This window comes from Couchioplanes caeruleus (assembly GCF_003751945.1).
Classification (GTDB): Bacteria; Actinomycetota; Actinomycetes; order Mycobacteriales; family Micromonosporaceae; genus Actinoplanes; species Actinoplanes caeruleus.
Map to the genome: position 1 here is coordinate 6,437,665 of NZ_RJKL01000001.1, position 17,800 is coordinate 6,455,464.

Sequence of the window (17,800 nt, forward strand, 5' to 3'; positions counted from 1 at the left end):
GCGTCCGGGTGCGGTGCGCGAGGATGCTCGAAGGCGCTACCTTCCGCGCTCAACCACGCGAATCCATGTGCATTTGTTCACGAAGGCTAGGGCGTCCGGTGGCGGTGCCCCTAACCTCCGGGACACCATTAACGGGCGTTCGGCCCGATGGCAATGGGAGGCGGCAATGGCCGGGGAGAAGTACGTCTACGATTTTTCCGAGGGTCACAAGGACCTCAAGGAGCTTCTCGGCGGCAAAGGCGCGAACCTCGCGGAGATGACCCGCCTGGGGCTGCCCGTGCCGGCCGGATTCACCGTCACCACGCGGGCCTGCCAGGCGTACCTGGCCACCGGGCAGAACCCGGACGGCCTGGACGCCGAGATCGACGAGCACCTCGCCGCGCTCGAGCGCACGATGGGCCGCCGGCTCGGCGACGCCGAGGACCCGCTGCTGGTCTCCGTGCGTTCCGGTGCCGCCTTCTCCATGCCCGGCATGATGGAGACCGTGCTCAACGTCGGCCTGACCGACGCCAGCGTCGCCGGGCTCGCCGCCCAGGCCGGCGGCAACGACCGCTTCGCCTGGGACTCCTACCGCCGGCTCATCCAGATGTTCGGAAAAACGGTCTGCGACGTGCCCGGCGAGGAATTCTCCGACGCCCTCGAAGAGGCGAAGAAAGCCAAGGGCACGACCGACGATCTGCACCTGGACGCCGCCGACCTGCGGGCCCTGGTCGATCGGTTCAAGCGCATTTTCGCCAAGCACACCGGATACGACTTCCCGCAGGATCCGCGCGAGCAGTTGCGGCTGGCGATGGAGGCCGTCTTCCGCTCCTGGAATGCCGAGCGAGCGGTGCTCTACCGCCGCCAGGAACGCATTCCGGCCGACCTGGGCACCGCGGTCAACGTGTGCTCGATGGTCTTCGGCAACCTCGGCGCCGACTCCGGCACCGGCGTGGCGTTCACCCGCGACCCCGCCTCCGGCGCCCAGGGCATCTACGGCGACTACCTGTCGAACGCCCAGGGCGAGGACGTGGTCGCGGGCATCCGCAACACCGTCCCGCTCGAGGACCTCCAGCGCCTGGACGCCAAGTCCTACGAGGAGCTCTTGGCGATCATGGCCAAGCTCGAGGGCCACTACCGCGACCTGTGCGACATCGAGTTCACCATCGAGCGCGGCAAGCTGTGGATGCTGCAGACCCGGGTCGGCAAGCGCACCGCCGCGGCCGCCTTCCGGATCGCCGCCCAGCTCGTGAACGAGGGCGTGATCACCCTCGACGAGGCCCTGCGCCGCGTCTCCGGGGCCCAGCTCGCGCAGCTCATGTTCCCCCGCTTCGACCTCTCCGACGAGCCGGCCGCCCTCACCAAGGGCATCGGCGCCTCGCCGGGCGCCGCGTCGGGCAAGGCCGTCTTCAGCGCCCAACGGGCGGTCGAGCTGGCCGCCGAGGGCGAGGACGTCATCCTGGTACGCCGGGAGACCAACCCCGAGGACCTCGCCGGCATGATCGCGGCCCGTGGCATCCTCACCGCGCGCGGCGGCAAGACGAGCCACGCGGCGGTCGTGGCCCGCGGCATGGGCCGCACCTGCGTCTGCGGCGCCGACGAGCTGGAGATCGCCCGCGACCGGTTCACCGTGGACGGCCAGACGGTTGCCGAGGGCGACGTCCTCTCCATCGACGGCACGACCGGCCGGGTCTACCTCGGCGCCGTGCCCGTCCAGCCCTCCGAGGTCGTGCAGTACTTCGAGGGCGACGAGGTCGACTCCACTCTGGTCGAGGCGGTCGACACGATCATGCGGCACGCCGACGCGACCCGGCGCCTGGCCGTGCGGACCAACGCCGACACCGGCGAGGACGCGGCCCGCGCCCGCCGCTTCGGCGCCGAGGGCATCGGGCTGTGCCGTACCGAGCACATGTTCCTCGGCGACCGCAAGGAACTGGTCGAGCGCCTGATCCTCAGCTCCACCGAGAGCGCCCGCAACGACGCCCTCGCCGCCCTGCTGCCGCTGCAGCGCGCCGACTTCGTCGACCTGTTCCGCGCCATGGACGGCCTTCCGGTCACCGTGCGCCTGATCGACCCGCCGCTGCACGAGTTCCTGCCCTCGCTCGAGGAGCTGGCGGTCAACGTCGCCGTCGCCCGCGAGCGGGGCGAGGAGAACGCCGAGGAGGCGCAACTCCTCGACGCCGTACGCCGCATGCACGAGCAGAACCCGATGCTGGGCCTGCGCGGCGTTCGCCTCGGCCTGGTCATCCCGGGCCTGTTCGCCATGCAGGTACGCGCGATCGCCGAGGCGGCCGTCCAGCTCGCCGGCGAGGGCCTGCACCCCCGCCCCGAGATCATGGTCCCCCTGGTCGGCGCTGTGCAGGAGCTCGAGATGGTCCGCCAGGAATGCGAGCAGATCGTCGCCGAGGTCGTCGCCGGCAGCGGCGTCGAGGTACTGATCGGCACGATGATCGAGGTACCCCGCGCGGCGCTGACCGCCGGCCAGATCGCCGAGGCCGCGGACTTCTTCTCCTTCGGCACCAACGACCTGACCCAGATGGGCTGGGGCTTCTCCCGCGACGACGTCGAGGGCGCCTTCTTCTGGCGCTACCTCGAACTGGGCATCTTCGGCATCTCCCCGTTCGAGTCCATCGACCGCGACGGCGTGGGCCGCCTGATCCGCATCGCCGCCGAGGAGGGCCGCGCGGTACGCCCGGACCTCAAGCTCGGCGTCTGCGGCGAGCACGGCGGCGACCCGGAGTCGGTGCACTTCTTCCACGAGGTGGGCCTCGACTACGTGTCCTGCTCCCCGTTCCGAGTCCCGGTCGCCCGCCTGGAGGCGGGCCGCGCGGCCGTCACCGGTGGAGACTCCGACAGCCGCTGAGTGCTGAGCACGGGCGGCGTCCGCAGGCGCCGCCCGTCCGGGTCTGGACGGTGCGGCGGCGCCGCAGGGCTCGCCGCCGCGGCCGAGATCGGCGGCGCACGCCCTTCATGACCGTCCCCTGCCGCCGGAGGTTGCATGGCTGCCGCCGCCTGAGAAAGTGCTGAGAGTAGTCTCCCGGACCGCATTACGTAACAGACTGTTCACCCGGCGTCGTTACCTTGTCCTAAATATCCCACTTGCGGTTTTCGCGAGGCCGTTCTCGGCCGGGAAGGGACCCTATGCCCACGCCGGACGCTGCCGACGTCGACGCACCTTCCCGCTGGCGCACCGTGGTGCGCCACGACCTGCCGGCGTCGATCGTCGTGTTCCTCATCGCCATACCCCTGTCGCTGGGCATCGCCGCGGCTTCCGGGGCGCCGCTGCTGGCCGGGCTCGTCGCCGCGGTCGTCGGCGGGCTGGTCGCGGGTGTGCTCAGTGGGGCACCCCTGCAGGTCAGCGGTCCCGCCGCCGGGCTGACCGTCATCGTGGCCGGGACGGTGGCCGAATTCGGCTGGGCCGGGACCGCCGCGATCGTCGCCATGGCGGGTCTCGTGCAGATCGTGCTGGGAGTGTCCCGGCTCGGCCGGGCCGCGCTCGCGCTCTCCCCGGCGGTGGTGCACGGCATGCTCGCCGGCATCGGCGTCGTGATCGCGCTGAGCCAGGTCCATGTGCTGCTGGGCGGTGACCCGCAGAGCGCCGCCTGGGACAACCTGCGGGAGCTGCCCCGGCAGATCGCCGGCAACCACGGCGGTGCCGTGCTGATCGGCGTGCTGACCATCGTGATCCTGCTGCTCTGGCCGCGCTTCGTGAAGATCTCGCTGCTGCCCGGCGCGCTCGTCGCGGTGACCGTGGCGACCGCCGTCGCGGGCCTGGGCGGCCTCGCGGTGCAGCGGGTCGACCTGCCCCCGGACCCGCTCGGTGGGCTGATTCTCCCGCGCTGGCCGGCCGGCGGCCTGCCGGACATCGCCGTCGCGGTCGTCACCATCGCCCTGGTGGCCAGCGTCGAATCGTTGCTGTCGGCGGTGGCCGTGGACCGGCTCCACGACGGCGAGCGCGCCGACCTCAACCGGGAGCTGATCGCCCAGGGCGCCGCCAACACCGTGTCCGGCGCGCTCGGCGGCCTGCCCGTGACCGGGGTGATCGTGCGTAGCTCCACCAACGTCGCCGCCGGGGCCCGGACCCGGGCGTCCGCCATGCTGCACGGGGTATGGATCGCCGTCTTCGTCCTGCTCTTCAGCGCGCTGCTCGAGCAGATCCCGCTCTCCGCACTGGCCGCCGTGCTCGTCGTGGTGGGACTGCGGCTGATCAGCCTCGCCCAGATCAAGACGTACGTCCGGCATCGGGAGCTGCCGACGTACCTGGTCACCGGCTTCGGGGTGATCTTCACGGACCTGCTCACCGGCGTCGCACTGGGCATGGCCACCGCCGTGCTCGTCATGCTGGTGCGGCTGGCCCGGTGCGAGATCACCCGTACCTCGCCGGCCATGGGGCACTGGACGGTGGTCATCACCGGCACGCTCGCCTTCGTGGGCGCCGGCCGGGTCGCGCGCGAGCTGTCCGCCCTGCCGCCGGGGGAGGCCGTGGAGCTGGAGCTGCACCTCGACTATCTCGACCAGGGCGCCTTCGAGGCCATCCAGGACTGGCGCGAGGCGTACGAGCGCGGCGGCGGCCGGGTGCACGTCCGCGAGATCCACGACAGTTGGTTCCAGCGGGCCACCGCCGGGCGGCTGGGCGGCGCCCGCTCCCAGCCCACCCGCGGGCCGCGGCTGCCCGGCTCGTGGCCGCAGTGGGTGTCGCTCAACGAGCAACGCCGCGACGCCATGCAGGCCGGCATCGACGAGTTCGAGCGCAGTGTCGCGCCGCTGGTCCGTTCCCATCTTGCCGGGCTCGCGCGCGACGGGCAGAGGCCCGAGCAGCTCTTCATCACGTGCGCGGACTCGCGGGTCGTGCCGAACCTCATCACCACCAGCGGCCCGGGCGACCTCTTCTGTGTCCGCAACGTGGGCAACATCGTGCCGCCGTACGGCTCGGGCGACGCGTCGGTCGGCGCCGCCGTCGAGTACGCCGTGGACGTCCTCGGCGTCACCACCATCACCGTCTGCGGCCACTCGGGGTGCGGTGCCGTGCGGGCCATGATGGGCGGTGCCGCCGGTGATCCCTCCGCGCTCGGCGCCTGGCTGGCCGCCGCCGGGCCGGCCCTGGACGCCCGCTCCGAGACGGAGTGCATCACCGCCAACGTGGCGCGGCAACTGGAGAATCTGCGCGGCTATCCGAGCGTCCGGGCGGCGGCCGACGCGGGCCGGCTGATTTTGACCGGCCTCTACTTCGACCTGGCGGAGGCCCGGATGTACCGCGTGGAGGACGGCGTGCGCCGGCCCGTACGCCTCGGGTGAACCGGCGGTCTTTGTGCCATATCCGCGGTAGGCATTGAGGTCCGCGCCGGGACGGCCCAAGGTGGATCCGGGCCGGTGCACAAATTCCTCGGCTCACCCGGCCGAGAGCGACATCGACTCCGTACGGCTGGGTGCGGGCGAAGGTGTCGCCCGGCCGGAGGTGATGGAAGTGGCGACTGCGGAGCAGGTGACCCGCGCGGGTGACGTCGTGCTCGTGGGCCGGTCGGCGAGCGTACAGTTCGCTGGTCCCGCCGGCTTCGCCTTCCGCGTGGTCGGCGTGGACCTGCGCCCCACCTACGCCGGCTGGGTGTGGCTCGACGGCTATCAGCTCGACCGGTACGGCCAGCCGGTGATACGCCGGCGCATCTTCGTCCGGGAGGCGGGATTGCGGCGACCCGGGGCCCGGTGCCCATAAACCATGACTGACGGCGGACCCGCTCTGCACCCCGGCGATGTCGTCCTCGTCGGGCGGGCGGCCAGCGTGCAGTTCACCGGCCGGTCCGGCTTCGCGTTCCGGATCATCGCCGTCGACGGCCGGCCCACGTACGCCGGCTGGGTGTGGCTCGACGGCTACCAGTTGGACCGCCGGGGACAGGCGGTGGCCCGTCGGCGCATCTTCGTCCTCGTGGCCGGCCTGCGCCGCGTGGGCACGCCGGGGACCTCCCTGCGTACCGATCGCCCCTCCTGAAGAAGACCGCCGCGGAATAGGGGGAAACGGCCCCGGATCACCCGGCCGGGATGCGATGTTGGGTGTACCGGGACAAGCGATGGGCGGGGATGCGATGAGCGACTACGAAACCGGCGAGGAGTGGTCCGCCGAGGCTCCGCAGGACACCGGCCGGTACACGACCGACGTGCGTGACTCCGTACACCGGCTCGCGGACGTCAGCAGTGACATGGCGACGGCGACGAGGTCGGCGGTGAAGGCGGCGCAGACGGCGGTGGCGGTGATCCAGCGGCTGGACGCGAGCAGTACGGAGATCGGCAAGGTCGTCCAGTTGATTGCCACGATCGCCAAGCAGACCAACCTGCTCGCCCTGAACGCCACCATCGAGGCGGCGCGGGCGGGCGAGGCGGGACGGGGATTCGCGGTCGTCGCCAGCGAGGTCAAGGATCTTGCGAACGAGACCGCCACCGCGACGAACGAGATCGGCGGGCAGGTCGGCGGCATCCGCGCCGACACGCAGAACGCGGTGTCGGCCATCGAGGAGATGCAGTCGCTCATCGAGGAGCTGGACCGCTGCCAGATGGTGATCAGCGGGATCGTCACGGAGCAGCAGGGCGGCTGAGACCCGAAGGCAGTGGGGAAGGATAGGGCCATGGCCCGACGCACACCGCGACGCCGACCGGCTTCCCCGGCCGGTATCGCCGAGACCGACCTCTGCCCCTGCGGCCTGGGGCAGCCGTACGGCGAGTGCTGCCGCCCCGCCCACCAGGGTCACGCACCGGCGACCGCAGAGGCCCTGATGCGCTCCCGCTACGCCGCCTTCGCGCTGGACGACGCCCCGTACGTGCTCCGGTCGTGGCATCCGGACACCCGCCCGGAGTCGGTCGAGCCGGACCCCGCGCTGCGCTGGATCGGCCTGGACGTGGTCGAGGCGACCGGCGGCGGCCTCTTCGACGCCGAGGGCGTGGTCGAGTTCTGCGCCCACTATCAGGACGGCGGCAAGCCGGGGGACATGCGCGAGCGGAGCCGGTTCGTGCGCCACGACGGTCAGTGGGTGTACTGGGGTCCGATCCTTACCAACGGGACCCTCGCCAACATCTGACCTCGTGTGCTTCCCTTCAAGGGATCACTCGAGGAGGGCATCGTGTCGTCGCACCAGAGACCGTTGGAGCCGGGCATCGTCCGCGACTTCAAGGTCAATCTTTCGTACGGGAAATATCTGGATCTCGACCGGATCCTGTCGGCGCAGCATCCGGTCAGCGTGCCGGTGCACCACGACGAGCTGCTCTTCATCCTGCAGCACCAGACCTCGGAGCTCTGGCTCAAGCTGGTCCTGCACGAGCTGCGCGCGGTCCTGCGGCAGCTCGCCGCCGACCAGTTGCGCCCCGCGCTGAAGGGCCTGGCCCGGGTCAAGCACATCCAGCGCTGCCTCACCGAGCAGTGGTCCGTGCTGGCCACCCTGACGCCCAGCGAATACGCCGAGTTCCGCAGCTTCCTCGGCACCTCGTCGGGCTTCCAGTCGTACCAGTACCGGGCGGTCGAGTTCACCCTCGGCAACAAGGACCGGCGGATGCTGTCGATCTTCGACGACGACCCGGGCGCCCGCGAGATGCTCACCGAGGCCCTGGAGACACCGAGCGTCTACGACGAGTTCCTGCGCTTCCTCGCGCGCCAGGGCCACGAGGTCCCGGCGGCGGTGCTCCAGCGCGACGTGACCCAGCCGTGGGAGTTCCACGCCGACCTCGTACCGGTGTACGTGTCGATCTACGAGAACAAGGAGAAGTACTGGGAGGCGTACGAGGCCTGCGAGGAGCTCGTCGACCTGGAGGAGAACTTCCAGCTCTGGCGGTTCCGCCACCTCAAGACGGTCGAGCGCACCATCGGCTTCAAGCGCGGCACCGGCGGCTCCAGCGGCGTCGAATTCCTGCGCAAGGCTTTGGACCTGACGTTCTTCCCCGAGCTGTACGCGGTCCGGACGGAGATCGGCGTGGTGGACGTATGACCGACGAGCTTCTGGAGCGGGCCGAGGCGCTGGACGAAGCCGACCCGCTGGCACCCCTGCGCGACCGGTTCCTGGCGCCGGACGACTTCGACGTGGTCTCGTACCTCGACGGCAACTCGCTGGGCCGCCCGCTGCGCGCGACCGAGCAGCGGATGACCGAGTTCGTCCGTGAGCAGTGGGCGGGCCGGCTCATCCGGGGCTGGACCGACGGCTGGCTCGAGCAGCCACAGCGGCTCGGTGACCGGCTGGGCGCGCTCGCGCTCGGCGCCGCCGCCGGGCAGACGATCGTCGCCGACTCCACGACCGTGCTGCTCTACAAGCTCGTGCGGGCCGCCGTCGACGCGCGCCCCGGGCGCCGCACGATCGTGCTCGACACCGACAACTTCCCCACCGACCGGTACGTGTGCGAGGCCGTGGCCGCCGAGCGCGGTCTCGAACTGGCCTGGATCGAGACCGACCCGTCGGCCGGGATCAGGCCCGAGCAGGTCGCCGCGGCGGTCGGCGAGGACACCGCGCTGGTGCTGTTCAGCCATGTGGCGTACCGGTCCGGGTGGCTGGCCGACGTCGCGGAGATCAACCGGATCGCGCACGCGGCCGGTGCGCTGACCCTGTGGGACCTGTGCCATTCGGCGGGCTCGGTCGAGGTGGAGCTGGACGCGTGGGGCGTGGACCTCGCCGTCGGCTGCTCGTACAAGTATCTCAACGGCGGGCCGGGGGCACCGGCCTTCGCGTACGTGCGCAGCGGCCTGCAGGGTGAGCTGCGGCAGCCGATCTGGGGCTGGATGGGCCACCGGGCGTCGTTCGAGATGGGACCGGGGCACGAGCCGGCGCCGGGCATCCGCGCGATGCTCAGCGGCACCCCGCCGATCCTGGCCATGCTGCCGCTGGAGGTGAACCTCGACCTGCTCGCCGAGGCCGGCATCGCCGCCGTCCGGCGCAAGTCGCTGCTGCTCACCGAGTACGTCATCGATGTGGCGGACCGCTGGCTGGCGCCGTTGGGCGTCGAGGTGGTGAGCCCGCGCGACCCGGCCCGCCGTGGCGGGCATGTGACCCTGCGCCGCCCGGGCTTCGAGGCGCTGCTGGAGCCGCTCTGGGAGGGCGGGGTCATCCCCGACTATCGGCGCCCCGACGGGCTCCGGATCGGCCCGGCGCCGCTGAGCACCGGCTTCGCCGAGGTGCACCGGGGGCTGAGCATCCTGCGGGACCTGCTCGAGAAGCAGCCGTGACCTGGCTCGTCCCGGATTCGCTCTGGTGGGACGGGCGGCTGCAGACCGGGGCGGCGCTGCGCGACGGCGTCACCGCCGCGTCCGGGGAGTTGCCGGCCGGGGACCCGCGGCTGCGGCTTCCCGGCACGGTCCTGCCCGGGCTCGGCGACGCGCACGTGCACTCGGCCCTGGTCGACCTGGAGACGCTGCGCGCGGGCGGGCTCGCATGGGTGTGGGATCTCGGCGGTGAGCCCGGAAGCCTGGCCGCGCTGGCGGGCCGTCATCCGTGGATGCGCTTCGCCGGGCCGTTCCTGACCGCGCCCGGCGGCTATCCGAGCGACCGCGCGTGGGCACCGCCCGGGAGCTGCCGTGTGGTGCGCTCGGCGGCCGACGCGGGGGAGGCGGTCGCCGAGGCCCACGCCGGCGGGGCGAGCCTGATCAAGGTGACGGCGCACGCGGGCGGCCCGATGCTGGCGCCGGCGACGCTGGGCGCGGTGGTCGAGGCGGCGCACGCCCGGGAACTGCCGGTGGTCGTGCACGCCGAGGGGGCGGGCACGGTCGCTGCCGCCTACGACGCCGGCGCGGACCTGCTCGCGCACACGCCGTGGACCGAGGAGCTCGACGACGCCCTGATCCGCGCCTGCGCCGGCCGGATGACGTGGATCAGCACGCTCGACATCCACGGCTACGGCACCCCCACCCCGGAGCGGGCCACCGCCGTCGCCAACCTCCGCCGTTTCCTCGGGTACGGAGGAAAAGCGCGCTACGGCACCGACCTGGGCAACGGCCCGCTGCCTCCGGCGATCAACCCGCGGGAGATCCGTGCCCTGCAGGAGTGCGGCCTGACCCCCGCCGGCATCATCGCCGCGATGACCTCGCCGGACCACGGTGAGCCGAGCTGGATCCCCGGAGGACTCGACCTCGACCCCGCTCGGTTCGCCGACTCACTGGCGACCGCGCGGGTTCTCGGCCCGGAGGTCAGGCCCCGGCATATCCTCCGGTCATGAGGGTCGTGGTGAGTGGGGCGACGGGTCGCCTCGGCGGGCGGGTCGCGGCGCGCCTGGACCGCCCGCAGCGGCTGCTGGTGCGCGACGCTGCGCGCGCGCCCCGCATCCCCGGGGCGGAGGTCGCCGAGGCTGAGTACGCCGACGCCGCCGCCGTCCGGGCCGGCCTCGAGGGCGCGAACGTCGTACTGATGGTCTCGGCGTCGGAGGGGCCCGACCGCGTCGACCGGCACCGCGCCTTCGTGGACGCGGCCGCCGCGGCGGGCGTCGGCCATCTCGTCTACACGTCCTTCGCCGGCGCGGGCCCGGACGCCACCTTCACCCTGGCGCGGGACCACTGGGCGACCGAGGAGCACATCCGGGCCACCGGCCTGCCGTACACCTTCCTGCGCGACAACCTGTACGCCGACTTCATCCCCGCCCTGGCCGGCGACGATCGCGTGATCCGCGGGCCCGGCGGCGACGGCCGGGCCGCGGTGGTCGCCCAGGACGACATCGCCGACGCCATCGTCGCGGTGCTGCGCGACCCGGGACCGCACGCGGGGCACACGTACGACCTGACCGGCCCGCAGGCGCTGACCTTCGCCGAGATGGCCGCGGCCCTGACCGCGGCGACGGGCCGCGAGGTCCGCTACCACGACGAGACCCGGGAGGAGGCGTACGCGTCCCGCGCGGCGTACGGCGCCCCGGACTGGCAGGTGGACGCCTGGGTGAGCACCTACGCGGCGGTGGCGGCGGGAGAGCTCGCCACCGTGGACCCGGCGATCGAGCGGCTGACCGGTCGCCCCGCGACCCCCCTCGCGGAGGTCCTCCGGCGGTCCTAGAGTCGGCGGGGTGAGACAGGGAGGACTGGTGCGGCTCGACCGCGGCGACGAGGTGGTCGTCGGCGGCGACTCGCCGATCCGGTACCAGCTCGCCTCGGTCAGCAAGCAGTTCACCGCCGCGGCGCTGCTGCTGCTCGCCCAGGAAAGGCGGGTGCGGCTGGACGACCCGCTGGACCGGTGGATCGCCGGCTGGCCCGGCGTCACGCTGCACCATCTGCTGGCGCACACGTCGGGGATCGGGCACTGGGACGACTATCCGATGATCGACCTCGGCGTACCGGTGGGGCAGGCGGAGCTGGTCGACGCCTTCCGCGCGGTGCCGCCGCTGTTCCGGCCCGGTGCGGACTGGCGGTACAGCAGTCCGGCGTACGTGCTGGCGGCGCAGGTCGTCGAGCGGGTGGCCGACATGGCGTATCCGGAGTTCCTGGCGCACCGGGTCTTCGGACCCGCCGGGCTGACCGCGACCTTCGCCGGCGCGAGCGGCGACCGCGCCGACATCGCGGCCGGGCACGACGAGCACGGCGCGTCCCTGCCGTCCTGGGACCTCCAAGTGGTCGGCATGGGCGCGGGAGACGTCTGGTCCACGACCGGCGACATGGTCCGCTGGATGAGCCGGCTCTGGGCCGGCGACGTGCTGTGCGAGCCGTGGCGCACGCTGATGCTGACCGAACGGGCCCCGACCGGCCAGGCGGACGAGCACTCCCGCGGCTACGGGTACGGCTGGTTCGTCGGCTGCTTCGGCGGCGAGCCCTGGTTCCAGCACAGCGGGCACAACGCCGGATACAAGACCTTCGCCGCCTGCCTGCCGCGGTCGGACCGGCGCATCGTGGTGCTCTGCAACAGCGAGGCGATGGACCCGCCGGCGCTTTTCACACTGCTGCGGAGCCTTCTCTAGAGCGCCCCTGCTCGTTCTGCTTCGGGTTTCCCGAGCGTTACGGTCTCGCCGGTGGCCGCGCTGCGGCGGGCCGCGTCCAGGACCTCCATGGCGCGCACCGAGTCCCACGGGTCGACGGGCAGCGGACCCTCGCCGCGGACCGCGGCCGCGAACGCCGGGTAGAAACTGTCCCAGCGACCGCGCTCGCTGCGGACGGGCGCGCCGGTGGCGCCGCGGTAGAGGCGGCCCCACGCGTGCTCCGGCTCGACGCCCCAGCGCTCGCCGAGCGCGGAGGGGGAGCGGCCGGCCTTCAGCAGCGCCTCCTGGCCGTCGATCCCGTCGACGATGTAGGTGCCCGTCGTGCCGGTGACACGGAAGCGGGGGCCGGGCGCCGCCTGCCGCCAGCTGCCCCACAGATGCGACTCGACGCCGCTCGCGTGGTGCAGCGCCACGAAGGCGTCGCTGTCCAGTTCGCCGTCGGCGCGCAGTTCCGCGTACACCCGGGTGACCGGGCCGAAGAGCAGGTGGGCCTGGTCCACGAGGTGCGCGCCGAAGTCGATCAGGGTGCCGCCGCCCGCGGCCGGAGGCTGGCGCTCCGGGGCCCAGCGCTCGAACCGCGACTCGAAGCGACGCACCTCACCGAGGGCGCCCTCGCTGATCAGCCTCCGCAGGGTCAGCAGGTCGGCGTCGTAGCGGCGGTTCTGGTAGACGGTGAGCGGCACGCCCCGGTCGGCCGCCAGGGTGGCGACCTCGCGGGCCGTCGCCGCGTCGAGCGCGAACGGCTTGTCGACGACCACGGCCAGCCCGAGGCCGATCGCCTCGCGGGCCAGCGCGGCGTGCGTCGCGGCCGGGGTGGAGATCGTCACGGCCTCGGCGCCGGCGGCGGCCAGGTCGGCGATCGAGTCGTACGCCGGCACCTCCGGGTGGGCGCGGGCGAGCTCCTCGCGTCGCTCGGCCGAGCGGGTCACGACGCCCGCGAACTCGACTCCGTCCGCCGACGCGAGCAGGGGTGCGTGGAAGATGCGCCCGCCCGAGCCGTACCCGACCAGTCCGATCCGTGTCGTCGCCGTCATGGAGCGGATCCTACAAACCTCGGCGCAGGTCAGCCGTGATGGAAAGCACGCCCGGCCAGCCGATCCGGGCCGGGCGAACACGAAAAGTGAACGTACGGTGTCAGATGGTTGACGAGCGCCCGCGCCGCGACGATCCCCGAGCCAGTATGGGCGCCATGGAGCCCGCACAGTTGGACCGCACCCCGTTCGCGGACCTCGACCGGATGCCGCCCGACATGCTCGCCATGCTCGTGGCGGCCCTCGAGGCGATGTCCCGCCATCCCGAGATCCGCCGCGTGCGGCACACCGCGTGGACGGCCCTGCGGCCCGAACCCGGGCAGCGGCTGCTCGACGCCGGATGCGGAGCGGGCGACGTGGCGCGCGAGCTGGCCACCGCGGTGGCCCCCGACGGCGAGATCGTGGCGCTCGACTACTCGGAGGCGACCCTCGCGGCGGCACGCACCCGGCACGTCTCCGGCGACATCACGTATGTCCCCGGTGACGTCTGCGCGCTCGACTTCGACGACGAGAGCTTCGACGGGGTCTGGTGCGAGCGCGTCCTGCAACACGTGGACGACGCCGACACCGCGGTGGGCGAGCTGGCCCGCGTGACCCGCACCGGCGGCCGCGTCTGCCTCCTCGACACCGACTGGTCCTCGCTGGCGTTCGACGGCGTGGACGCGGCGCTGGCCGGCAGGGTGATCGGGCACATGCACGCCCGGCGTACGTCCCGGCAACTCGGGATGGGCCGTACCCTGCGCCGCCGCCTGCTCGACCACGGCCTGCGGGACGTGACCGCCACGCCGGTGACCTGCTTCTTCCCGGACCCGGCCTCGGCCGCGGTGGTCCTGCCGATGGTCAACCACGACGTCCCGGAAGAAGACTGGATGACCCCGGCCGGCATGCGCGCCGAATGGCTCGACCAGGTCGCCACGGCCGGCGAGCGCGGCGACTTCCTCGCCGTGCTCACCATCTGGGTCGCGGCAGGCACCGTGTGATCCGTCGCCGGCCGCCGTCCCGGCCGGCCCTGGGTGCCGACGTCGGGCCGTGTCCTACCCGTGGCGCAAGACAGGCGACACGAAACGGATCGTGCTCCACCTACAGTCGACTAGGGAACGACCACCATGGCGTCCAGCAGGTGGCCCAGCGGGATGCTCGCGAAGCCGACGCGGACGTCGCTCGCGCCGTACGGCAGCCAGAGCCGGCCGGCGTGCAGGACGCCGCCGCAGGAGTAGACGACGTTCGGGACGTAACCCTCGCGCTCGATCTCGTCGGGGTCCAGCAGGCCGTGGGGCAGGTCGGCGATGACCCGTTCCGGATGCTCCAGGTCGAGCATCATCGCGCCGATCACGTAGCGGCGCATGGGGCCGACGCCGTGGGTGAGTACCAGCCAGCCCGCGTCGGTCTCGATCGGGGAGCCGCAGTTGCCGACCTGGATGAGGTCCCATCCGCGGTGCGGCACCAGCAGCGGCACGGCCTCCTGCCACTGGTTCGACTCGTCGCGTTCGCTGAGGCCCAGCGTCTCGCCGTCCGAGCGGCACAGGGCGAGGTGCCGGCCGTTGACCGGGCGGGGGAACAGAGCCACGCCCTTGTTGCGTGCCGCGGGGCCGCGCAGGGCCGTGACCTCGAAATGGCGCAGGTCGCGGGTGTGCAGCATGCGGCCGCCGATGTGCCGGCCGTCGTACGCGGTGTAGGTCGCCTGGTAGGACGTGCGGCCGTCGTCATCGACGACCTGCACGAAGCGGGCGTCCTCCATGCCGTTGCTCTCGGCCGGGGTGGCGGGCCACAGCACGCGCTGGTGCAGCGGCACGGTGGCCGGGAAGGTCACCGCGTAGTCGGTGGCGACGAGCTCGCGCAGCACCGTCAGGGTCTCGCCGGTGGTGGGGCGCGCGAGCAGCTCGCCGGGGAGGTGACCGAGGACGTCCTCGAACTCCTCGTCGTCGTAGCGCTCCGGCAGGGAGCCCAGCACGCTGCAGGTCAGCTCGTTGTCGATGTCGAGCTCGGCGAGCCCGGCGGCGAGCAGATCGCGCTGGTGCCGGGCCCCGGTGCGTTCGCCGATCGCCAGCGGTCCGTTGCGATCCTCCATCCGGATCCCGTCGTTGGGGCCGAGGATCGCCGAGCAGAAGCCGATCGAGGAGATGTGGCCCTCGCCGATCTGGCGCAGGCTGATCGCCACCCGGAGCTGGCCCGGGCCCAGTCCGCTCTGGTCGGGGTGCGCGACCATCGACGGATTGCACAGCGCCGCGGCCTCGACCGAATACTCGTGGCTGAAGTACGCACCGATCAGCGTGCGCGCGTTGGGCGACAGCTCGACGTCCGCCGGCACGCGGTGGTGCACCAGGTCGTAGTGGTGCTGGAAGGTGTGCAGCAGGTCGTGGTGGCGCCCGGAGAACCGGGTCATCACGTCGTCGACCAGCCGGCCGATCTCGTCCTCGTCGAGCTGCAGGACGCGTTCGATGAGGCGGGACGCCCGGGTCTGCACGACCTGGGTGTCCTCACCGGGCACGAAGAGCTTGATCACCACGCGGCGCCCGTCGGGCTGCATCGTGATCGCGTGGCGCTGAACGAGGGAGGTGGTCCGCACCTCGTGCGGGTCGAGAGTCGCGGTCACACTGGGCCACCTGACTGTCGGGTCGCGCCGCGGCCTGCCCACGCGCGGGCGTGCTGCAACGTGGAGACGAGCGCGAGAGTGGATTCGGCACCTTGGTTCAGATTAGGCCCATGAGCCGTCAATCCGTCATATCCCCCGCCAGTTTGAGGGTCGTACATGACGGTCCCGGTGTCGTTGTCGCCGAGGAACCATCCGATCGCCGCCAGCAGCGGCGCGTCCCACGCGTCGTCGCCGGTGACGGCCGCGGCCGCGGCGCAGGCGTCGGCGGTGGCGGCGGCCTCGATCGGCTGCTGGTCGAAGCGGTGCCGTTCGACGCCGGGGCGCCAGCCGCCCACCGGCACGGTCGACAGATGCCCGTCGTGGTCCTGCATCCGGCAGAGCCAGCCCAGCATGCGCAGGCCGTCGGCGAGCAGGGGTTCGTCGCCCAGGAGGTCCCCGGCGTGGATGAGGACCTCGGACAGGGCCGGGTTGGCGTACGTGAGCTCGCGCTCCGGCCAGACCCAGCGCGGATCGCCGCCGGGCAGCCCGATGACCGTGGCGGCGTCGGCCAGCAGTTGTGCCGCCTCGCCGGCGCGCGGATCGGCGCGGAGCACCTCGGCGGCGCCCAGACCGGCGAAGGCCATCGCCCGCGGCCACGGCGAGCGTTGCCGGGCGGCGATCGAGAAGGCCTCGCGGGCCTCCTTGCGGATCCACGGGACGGTGCTGCGGGCAGCCGCCGTGCCCAGGCCCCAGAGGGCGCGGCCCCACCAGTCGCCGGTGCCGGGCTCGTCCAGCCAGCGGCGCTCGTACGAGAGCCGGTTGCGGACCCGGCCGTCCGGCGCCGTGGCATGGGTGAGGAACGCGAGGTAGCGCTCGGCCAGCGTGATCACGTGACCGGCGGGCTGCGGTTCGCGGCTCGCCACGACCAGGCCCCGGGACACGTCGTCGACGCAGTAGCCGTGTTCACGCCGCACGATCGCGTTGCGGGCGTGCTCGAGCAGGCCGGTGTCGTCGGAGAGTCGGAGCAGGTGGGACCAGTTCGGTTCCGGGGCGTCGAGCAGGTGCAGGGGCGGCGGTACCAGCCGCAGGGAGACGCTCACGCCGGTACGGATGTGGCGACGGGCCGGCGGTCGGCGAGCAGGCGTCCGGCCAGGCTGTGGTAGCGGGCCGCCACGGCGGGCCAGCGCAGGGTCGGGCCGCCGGCCAGCCCGGTGAGGCGGTTCGCGGCGTCCGGGGCGTGCAGTAGATGCCGGATGCCGGCGGCCATCGCCTCCGGGTCCTGATGAGGCACGAGCAGGCCGGGGCCATCGGCGAGCAGTTCCACGGCGTGCGGGAACTCCGTCGCGACGACCGGCACTCCGGCGCCGACCGCCTCGATCAGCACTCCCGAGGTCACCTGCTCGGTCGAGTCGTACGGCAGCACCACGACGTCGGCGGAGCGGATCAGCCGGCTCAGCGCGCCCTGGTCGAGGTAGACGTCCTCCCACCGCACCTGCTCGGCCACGCCCAGCTCGGCGGCGAGCGCCTTGAGCGATTCCCGGTAGCGGTCACCCTGGTGTTCGAGCACCTTGGGGTGGGTGCGGCCGGCGACCGTGTAGATCGGCGCCGGGTCCAGGTCGCCGAGCAGGGCCACGGCGCGCAGCGCCCACTCGATGCCCTTGCCGGGACCGAGCAGCCCCCAGGTGAGCAGGTGCGGCACCTCGAGCGTCTCGCGCGGGGCGCTGGAGTGGCTGCCCGCGCCGTGGGGGATGACGGTGACCTTTCGCGGGTCCACCCGGTATCCGGCGGTCAGCCGCTGTCGCGCGGTGTCGGTCATGGTCACGACGGCGTCGGCGCGGGCCACGATGCGTTCCAGCACCGAGCGTTGCATCGGCGACGGTGTGCTGAGCACGGTGTGCAGCACCACGATCGTCGGGTTCTTCAGCGCGCGCAGCAGCGGCAGGATCTCGTCGCCGTCGACGCCGGGGTAGATGCCGTACTCGTGCTGGACCACGGCGACGTCGAAGCGGTTCAGGGCGTTGGCGGCGGCGGCCCAGCCGCCGGGCGTGTCGGTGTGCCACGTGTGCACCACCCGCGGTGCCGTGCGGTCGACTTCCAGGCCGCCTCCGGCCGCGTCCGCGGGGAGCAGGCGGATCACGCCGCTGCCGGGTGCGCCGCCGGTCAGGTGGGACGCCAGCGCCGCGTTGAAGGTCGCCAAACCGCATTGGGTCGGGGGATAGGTGCTGAGAAAGCCGTACGTGGCGGGCATGACCGGGCCCTTTCTGCTCAGGTTGCTGCCTCCCCGCAGCACGACATGGGCGCTATTACA

Annotated in this window: 16 protein-coding genes; 12 read left to right on the plus strand and 4 right to left on the minus strand. The window is 72.6% G+C overall.

Going from position 1 to position 17,800, the window contains the following annotated elements:
* Nucleotides 1-166 precede the first annotated feature (166 nt).
* From ppdK to EDD30_RS28985, 11 genes are all read left to right on the plus strand, one after another.
* Nucleotides 167-2,842, plus strand: coding sequence for a pyruvate, phosphate dikinase (gene ppdK / locus EDD30_RS28935; protein WP_071806365.1), 2,676 nt, complete (start codon nucleotides 167-169; stop codon nucleotides 2,840-2,842).
* Nucleotides 2,843-3,120: 278 nt separating this feature from the next.
* Entirely contained in the window at nucleotides 3,121-5,274 is a 2,154-nt protein-coding gene (locus EDD30_RS28940; RefSeq protein WP_071806364.1) for a SulP family inorganic anion transporter, read from the plus strand.
* A gap of 169 nt (nucleotides 5,275-5,443) precedes the next feature.
* Nucleotides 5,444-5,689 (plus strand): hypothetical protein, encoded by a 246-nt coding sequence (locus EDD30_RS28945; RefSeq protein ID WP_244945440.1) that lies wholly within the window; start codon nucleotides 5,444-5,446, stop codon nucleotides 5,687-5,689.
* A gap of 3 nt (nucleotides 5,690-5,692) precedes the next feature.
* Nucleotides 5,693-5,962, plus strand: a complete 270-nt coding sequence (locus tag EDD30_RS28950; protein WP_071806363.1) for a hypothetical protein — start codon at nucleotides 5,693-5,695, stop codon at nucleotides 5,960-5,962.
* A gap of 94 nt (nucleotides 5,963-6,056) precedes the next feature.
* Nucleotides 6,057-6,563, plus strand: a complete 507-nt coding sequence (locus tag EDD30_RS41585) for a methyl-accepting chemotaxis protein (RefSeq protein WP_071806362.1) — start codon at nucleotides 6,057-6,059, stop codon at nucleotides 6,561-6,563.
* Nucleotides 6,564-6,593: 30 nt separating this feature from the next.
* A complete protein-coding gene (locus EDD30_RS28960; RefSeq protein WP_071806361.1) occupies nucleotides 6,594-7,043 on the plus strand; it encodes a YchJ family protein in 450 nt (149 codons plus the stop codon).
* A 42-nt stretch (nucleotides 7,044-7,085) separates the two neighbouring features.
* Nucleotides 7,086-7,943, plus strand: coding sequence for a tryptophan 2,3-dioxygenase (gene kynA / locus EDD30_RS28965; RefSeq protein WP_084556516.1), 858 nt, complete (start codon nucleotides 7,086-7,088; stop codon nucleotides 7,941-7,943).
* Complete coding sequence (gene kynU / locus EDD30_RS28970) at nucleotides 7,940-9,169, plus strand: kynureninase (RefSeq protein ID WP_071806360.1); 1,230 nt, start codon at nucleotides 7,940-7,942, stop codon at nucleotides 9,167-9,169. The genes kynA and kynU overlap by 4 nt, the downstream gene beginning before the upstream one ends.
* Nucleotides 9,166-10,155, plus strand: a complete 990-nt coding sequence (locus EDD30_RS28975; RefSeq protein WP_071806359.1) for an amidohydrolase family protein — start codon at nucleotides 9,166-9,168, stop codon at nucleotides 10,153-10,155. The genes kynU and EDD30_RS28975 overlap by 4 nt, the downstream gene beginning before the upstream one ends.
* Complete coding sequence (locus tag EDD30_RS28980; protein WP_071806358.1) at nucleotides 10,152-10,976, plus strand: NAD(P)H-binding protein; 825 nt, start codon at nucleotides 10,152-10,154, stop codon at nucleotides 10,974-10,976. The genes EDD30_RS28975 and EDD30_RS28980 overlap by 4 nt, the downstream gene beginning before the upstream one ends.
* Nucleotides 10,977-11,004: 28 nt before the next feature.
* The gene (locus EDD30_RS28985; RefSeq protein ID WP_211277831.1) at nucleotides 11,005-11,871 is read left to right on the plus strand and encodes a serine hydrolase domain-containing protein; all 867 of its coding nucleotides are present in this window, start codon (nucleotides 11,005-11,007) and stop codon (nucleotides 11,869-11,871) included.
* Here the strand turns inward: EDD30_RS28985 and EDD30_RS28990 are convergent.
* The gene (locus EDD30_RS28990) at nucleotides 11,868-12,923 is read right to left on the minus strand and encodes a Gfo/Idh/MocA family protein (protein WP_071806357.1); all 1,056 of its coding nucleotides are present in this window, start codon (nucleotides 12,921-12,923) and stop codon (nucleotides 11,868-11,870) included. The two genes, EDD30_RS28985 and EDD30_RS28990, sit on opposite strands and share 4 nt — an antisense overlap.
* 155 nt (nucleotides 12,924-13,078) lie before the next feature.
* On the opposite strand from EDD30_RS28990, the gene EDD30_RS28995 reads away from it, so the two are divergent.
* A complete protein-coding gene (locus tag EDD30_RS28995) occupies nucleotides 13,079-13,900 on the plus strand; it encodes a methyltransferase domain-containing protein (RefSeq protein ID WP_071806379.1) in 822 nt (273 codons plus the stop codon).
* Nucleotides 13,901-14,010: 110 nt separating this feature from the next.
* Here EDD30_RS28995 and EDD30_RS29000 read toward each other — a convergent pair whose 3' ends face one another.
* Genes EDD30_RS29000 through EDD30_RS29010 form a run of 3 tightly spaced genes read right to left on the minus strand, consistent with a single transcriptional unit; the run spans nucleotide 14,011 to nucleotide 17,740 of the window.
* Entirely contained in the window at nucleotides 14,011-15,513 is a 1,503-nt protein-coding gene (locus EDD30_RS29000) for a glycoside hydrolase family 130 protein (protein WP_071806356.1), read from the minus strand.
* Entirely contained in the window at nucleotides 15,510-16,592 is a 1,083-nt protein-coding gene (locus EDD30_RS29005) for a glycosyltransferase (RefSeq protein WP_071806355.1), read from the minus strand. Before EDD30_RS29005 ends, EDD30_RS29000 begins: the two co-directional genes overlap by 4 nt.
* Nucleotides 16,589-17,740 (minus strand): glycosyltransferase, encoded by a 1,152-nt coding sequence (locus EDD30_RS29010; protein ID WP_071806354.1) that lies wholly within the window; start codon nucleotides 17,738-17,740, stop codon nucleotides 16,589-16,591. Before EDD30_RS29010 ends, EDD30_RS29005 begins: the two co-directional genes overlap by 4 nt.
* Nucleotides 17,741-17,800 lie beyond the last annotated feature (60 nt).

What these genes read in the sequence shown, in the direction of transcription:
- EDD30_RS41585 (WP_071806362.1), top strand. Translation starts at nt 6,057, where the DNA reads ATGAGCGACTACGAAACCGGCGAGGAGTGGTCCGCCGAGGCTCCGCAG.
- ppdK (WP_071806365.1), top strand. Translation starts at nt 167, where the DNA reads ATGGCCGGGGAGAAGTACGTCTACGATTTTTCCGAGGGTCACAAGGAC.
- EDD30_RS28990 (WP_071806357.1), bottom strand. Translation starts at nt 12,923, where the DNA reads ATGACGGCGACGACACGGATCGGACTGGTCGGGTACGGCTCGGGCGGG.
- EDD30_RS28995 (WP_071806379.1), top strand. Translation starts at nt 13,079, where the DNA reads ATGGAGCCCGCACAGTTGGACCGCACCCCGTTCGCGGACCTCGACCGG.
- EDD30_RS28940 (WP_071806364.1), top strand. Translation starts at nt 3,121, where the DNA reads ATGCCCACGCCGGACGCTGCCGACGTCGACGCACCTTCCCGCTGGCGC.
- kynU (WP_071806360.1), top strand. Translation starts at nt 7,940, where the DNA reads ATGACCGACGAGCTTCTGGAGCGGGCCGAGGCGCTGGACGAAGCCGAC.
- EDD30_RS28980 (WP_071806358.1), top strand. Translation starts at nt 10,152, where the DNA reads ATGAGGGTCGTGGTGAGTGGGGCGACGGGTCGCCTCGGCGGGCGGGTC.
- EDD30_RS28950 (WP_071806363.1), top strand. Translation starts at nt 5,693, where the DNA reads ATGACTGACGGCGGACCCGCTCTGCACCCCGGCGATGTCGTCCTCGTC.
- EDD30_RS28960 (WP_071806361.1), top strand. Translation starts at nt 6,594, where the DNA reads ATGGCCCGACGCACACCGCGACGCCGACCGGCTTCCCCGGCCGGTATC.
- EDD30_RS29010 (WP_071806354.1), bottom strand. Translation starts at nt 17,740, where the DNA reads ATGCCCGCCACGTACGGCTTTCTCAGCACCTATCCCCCGACCCAATGC.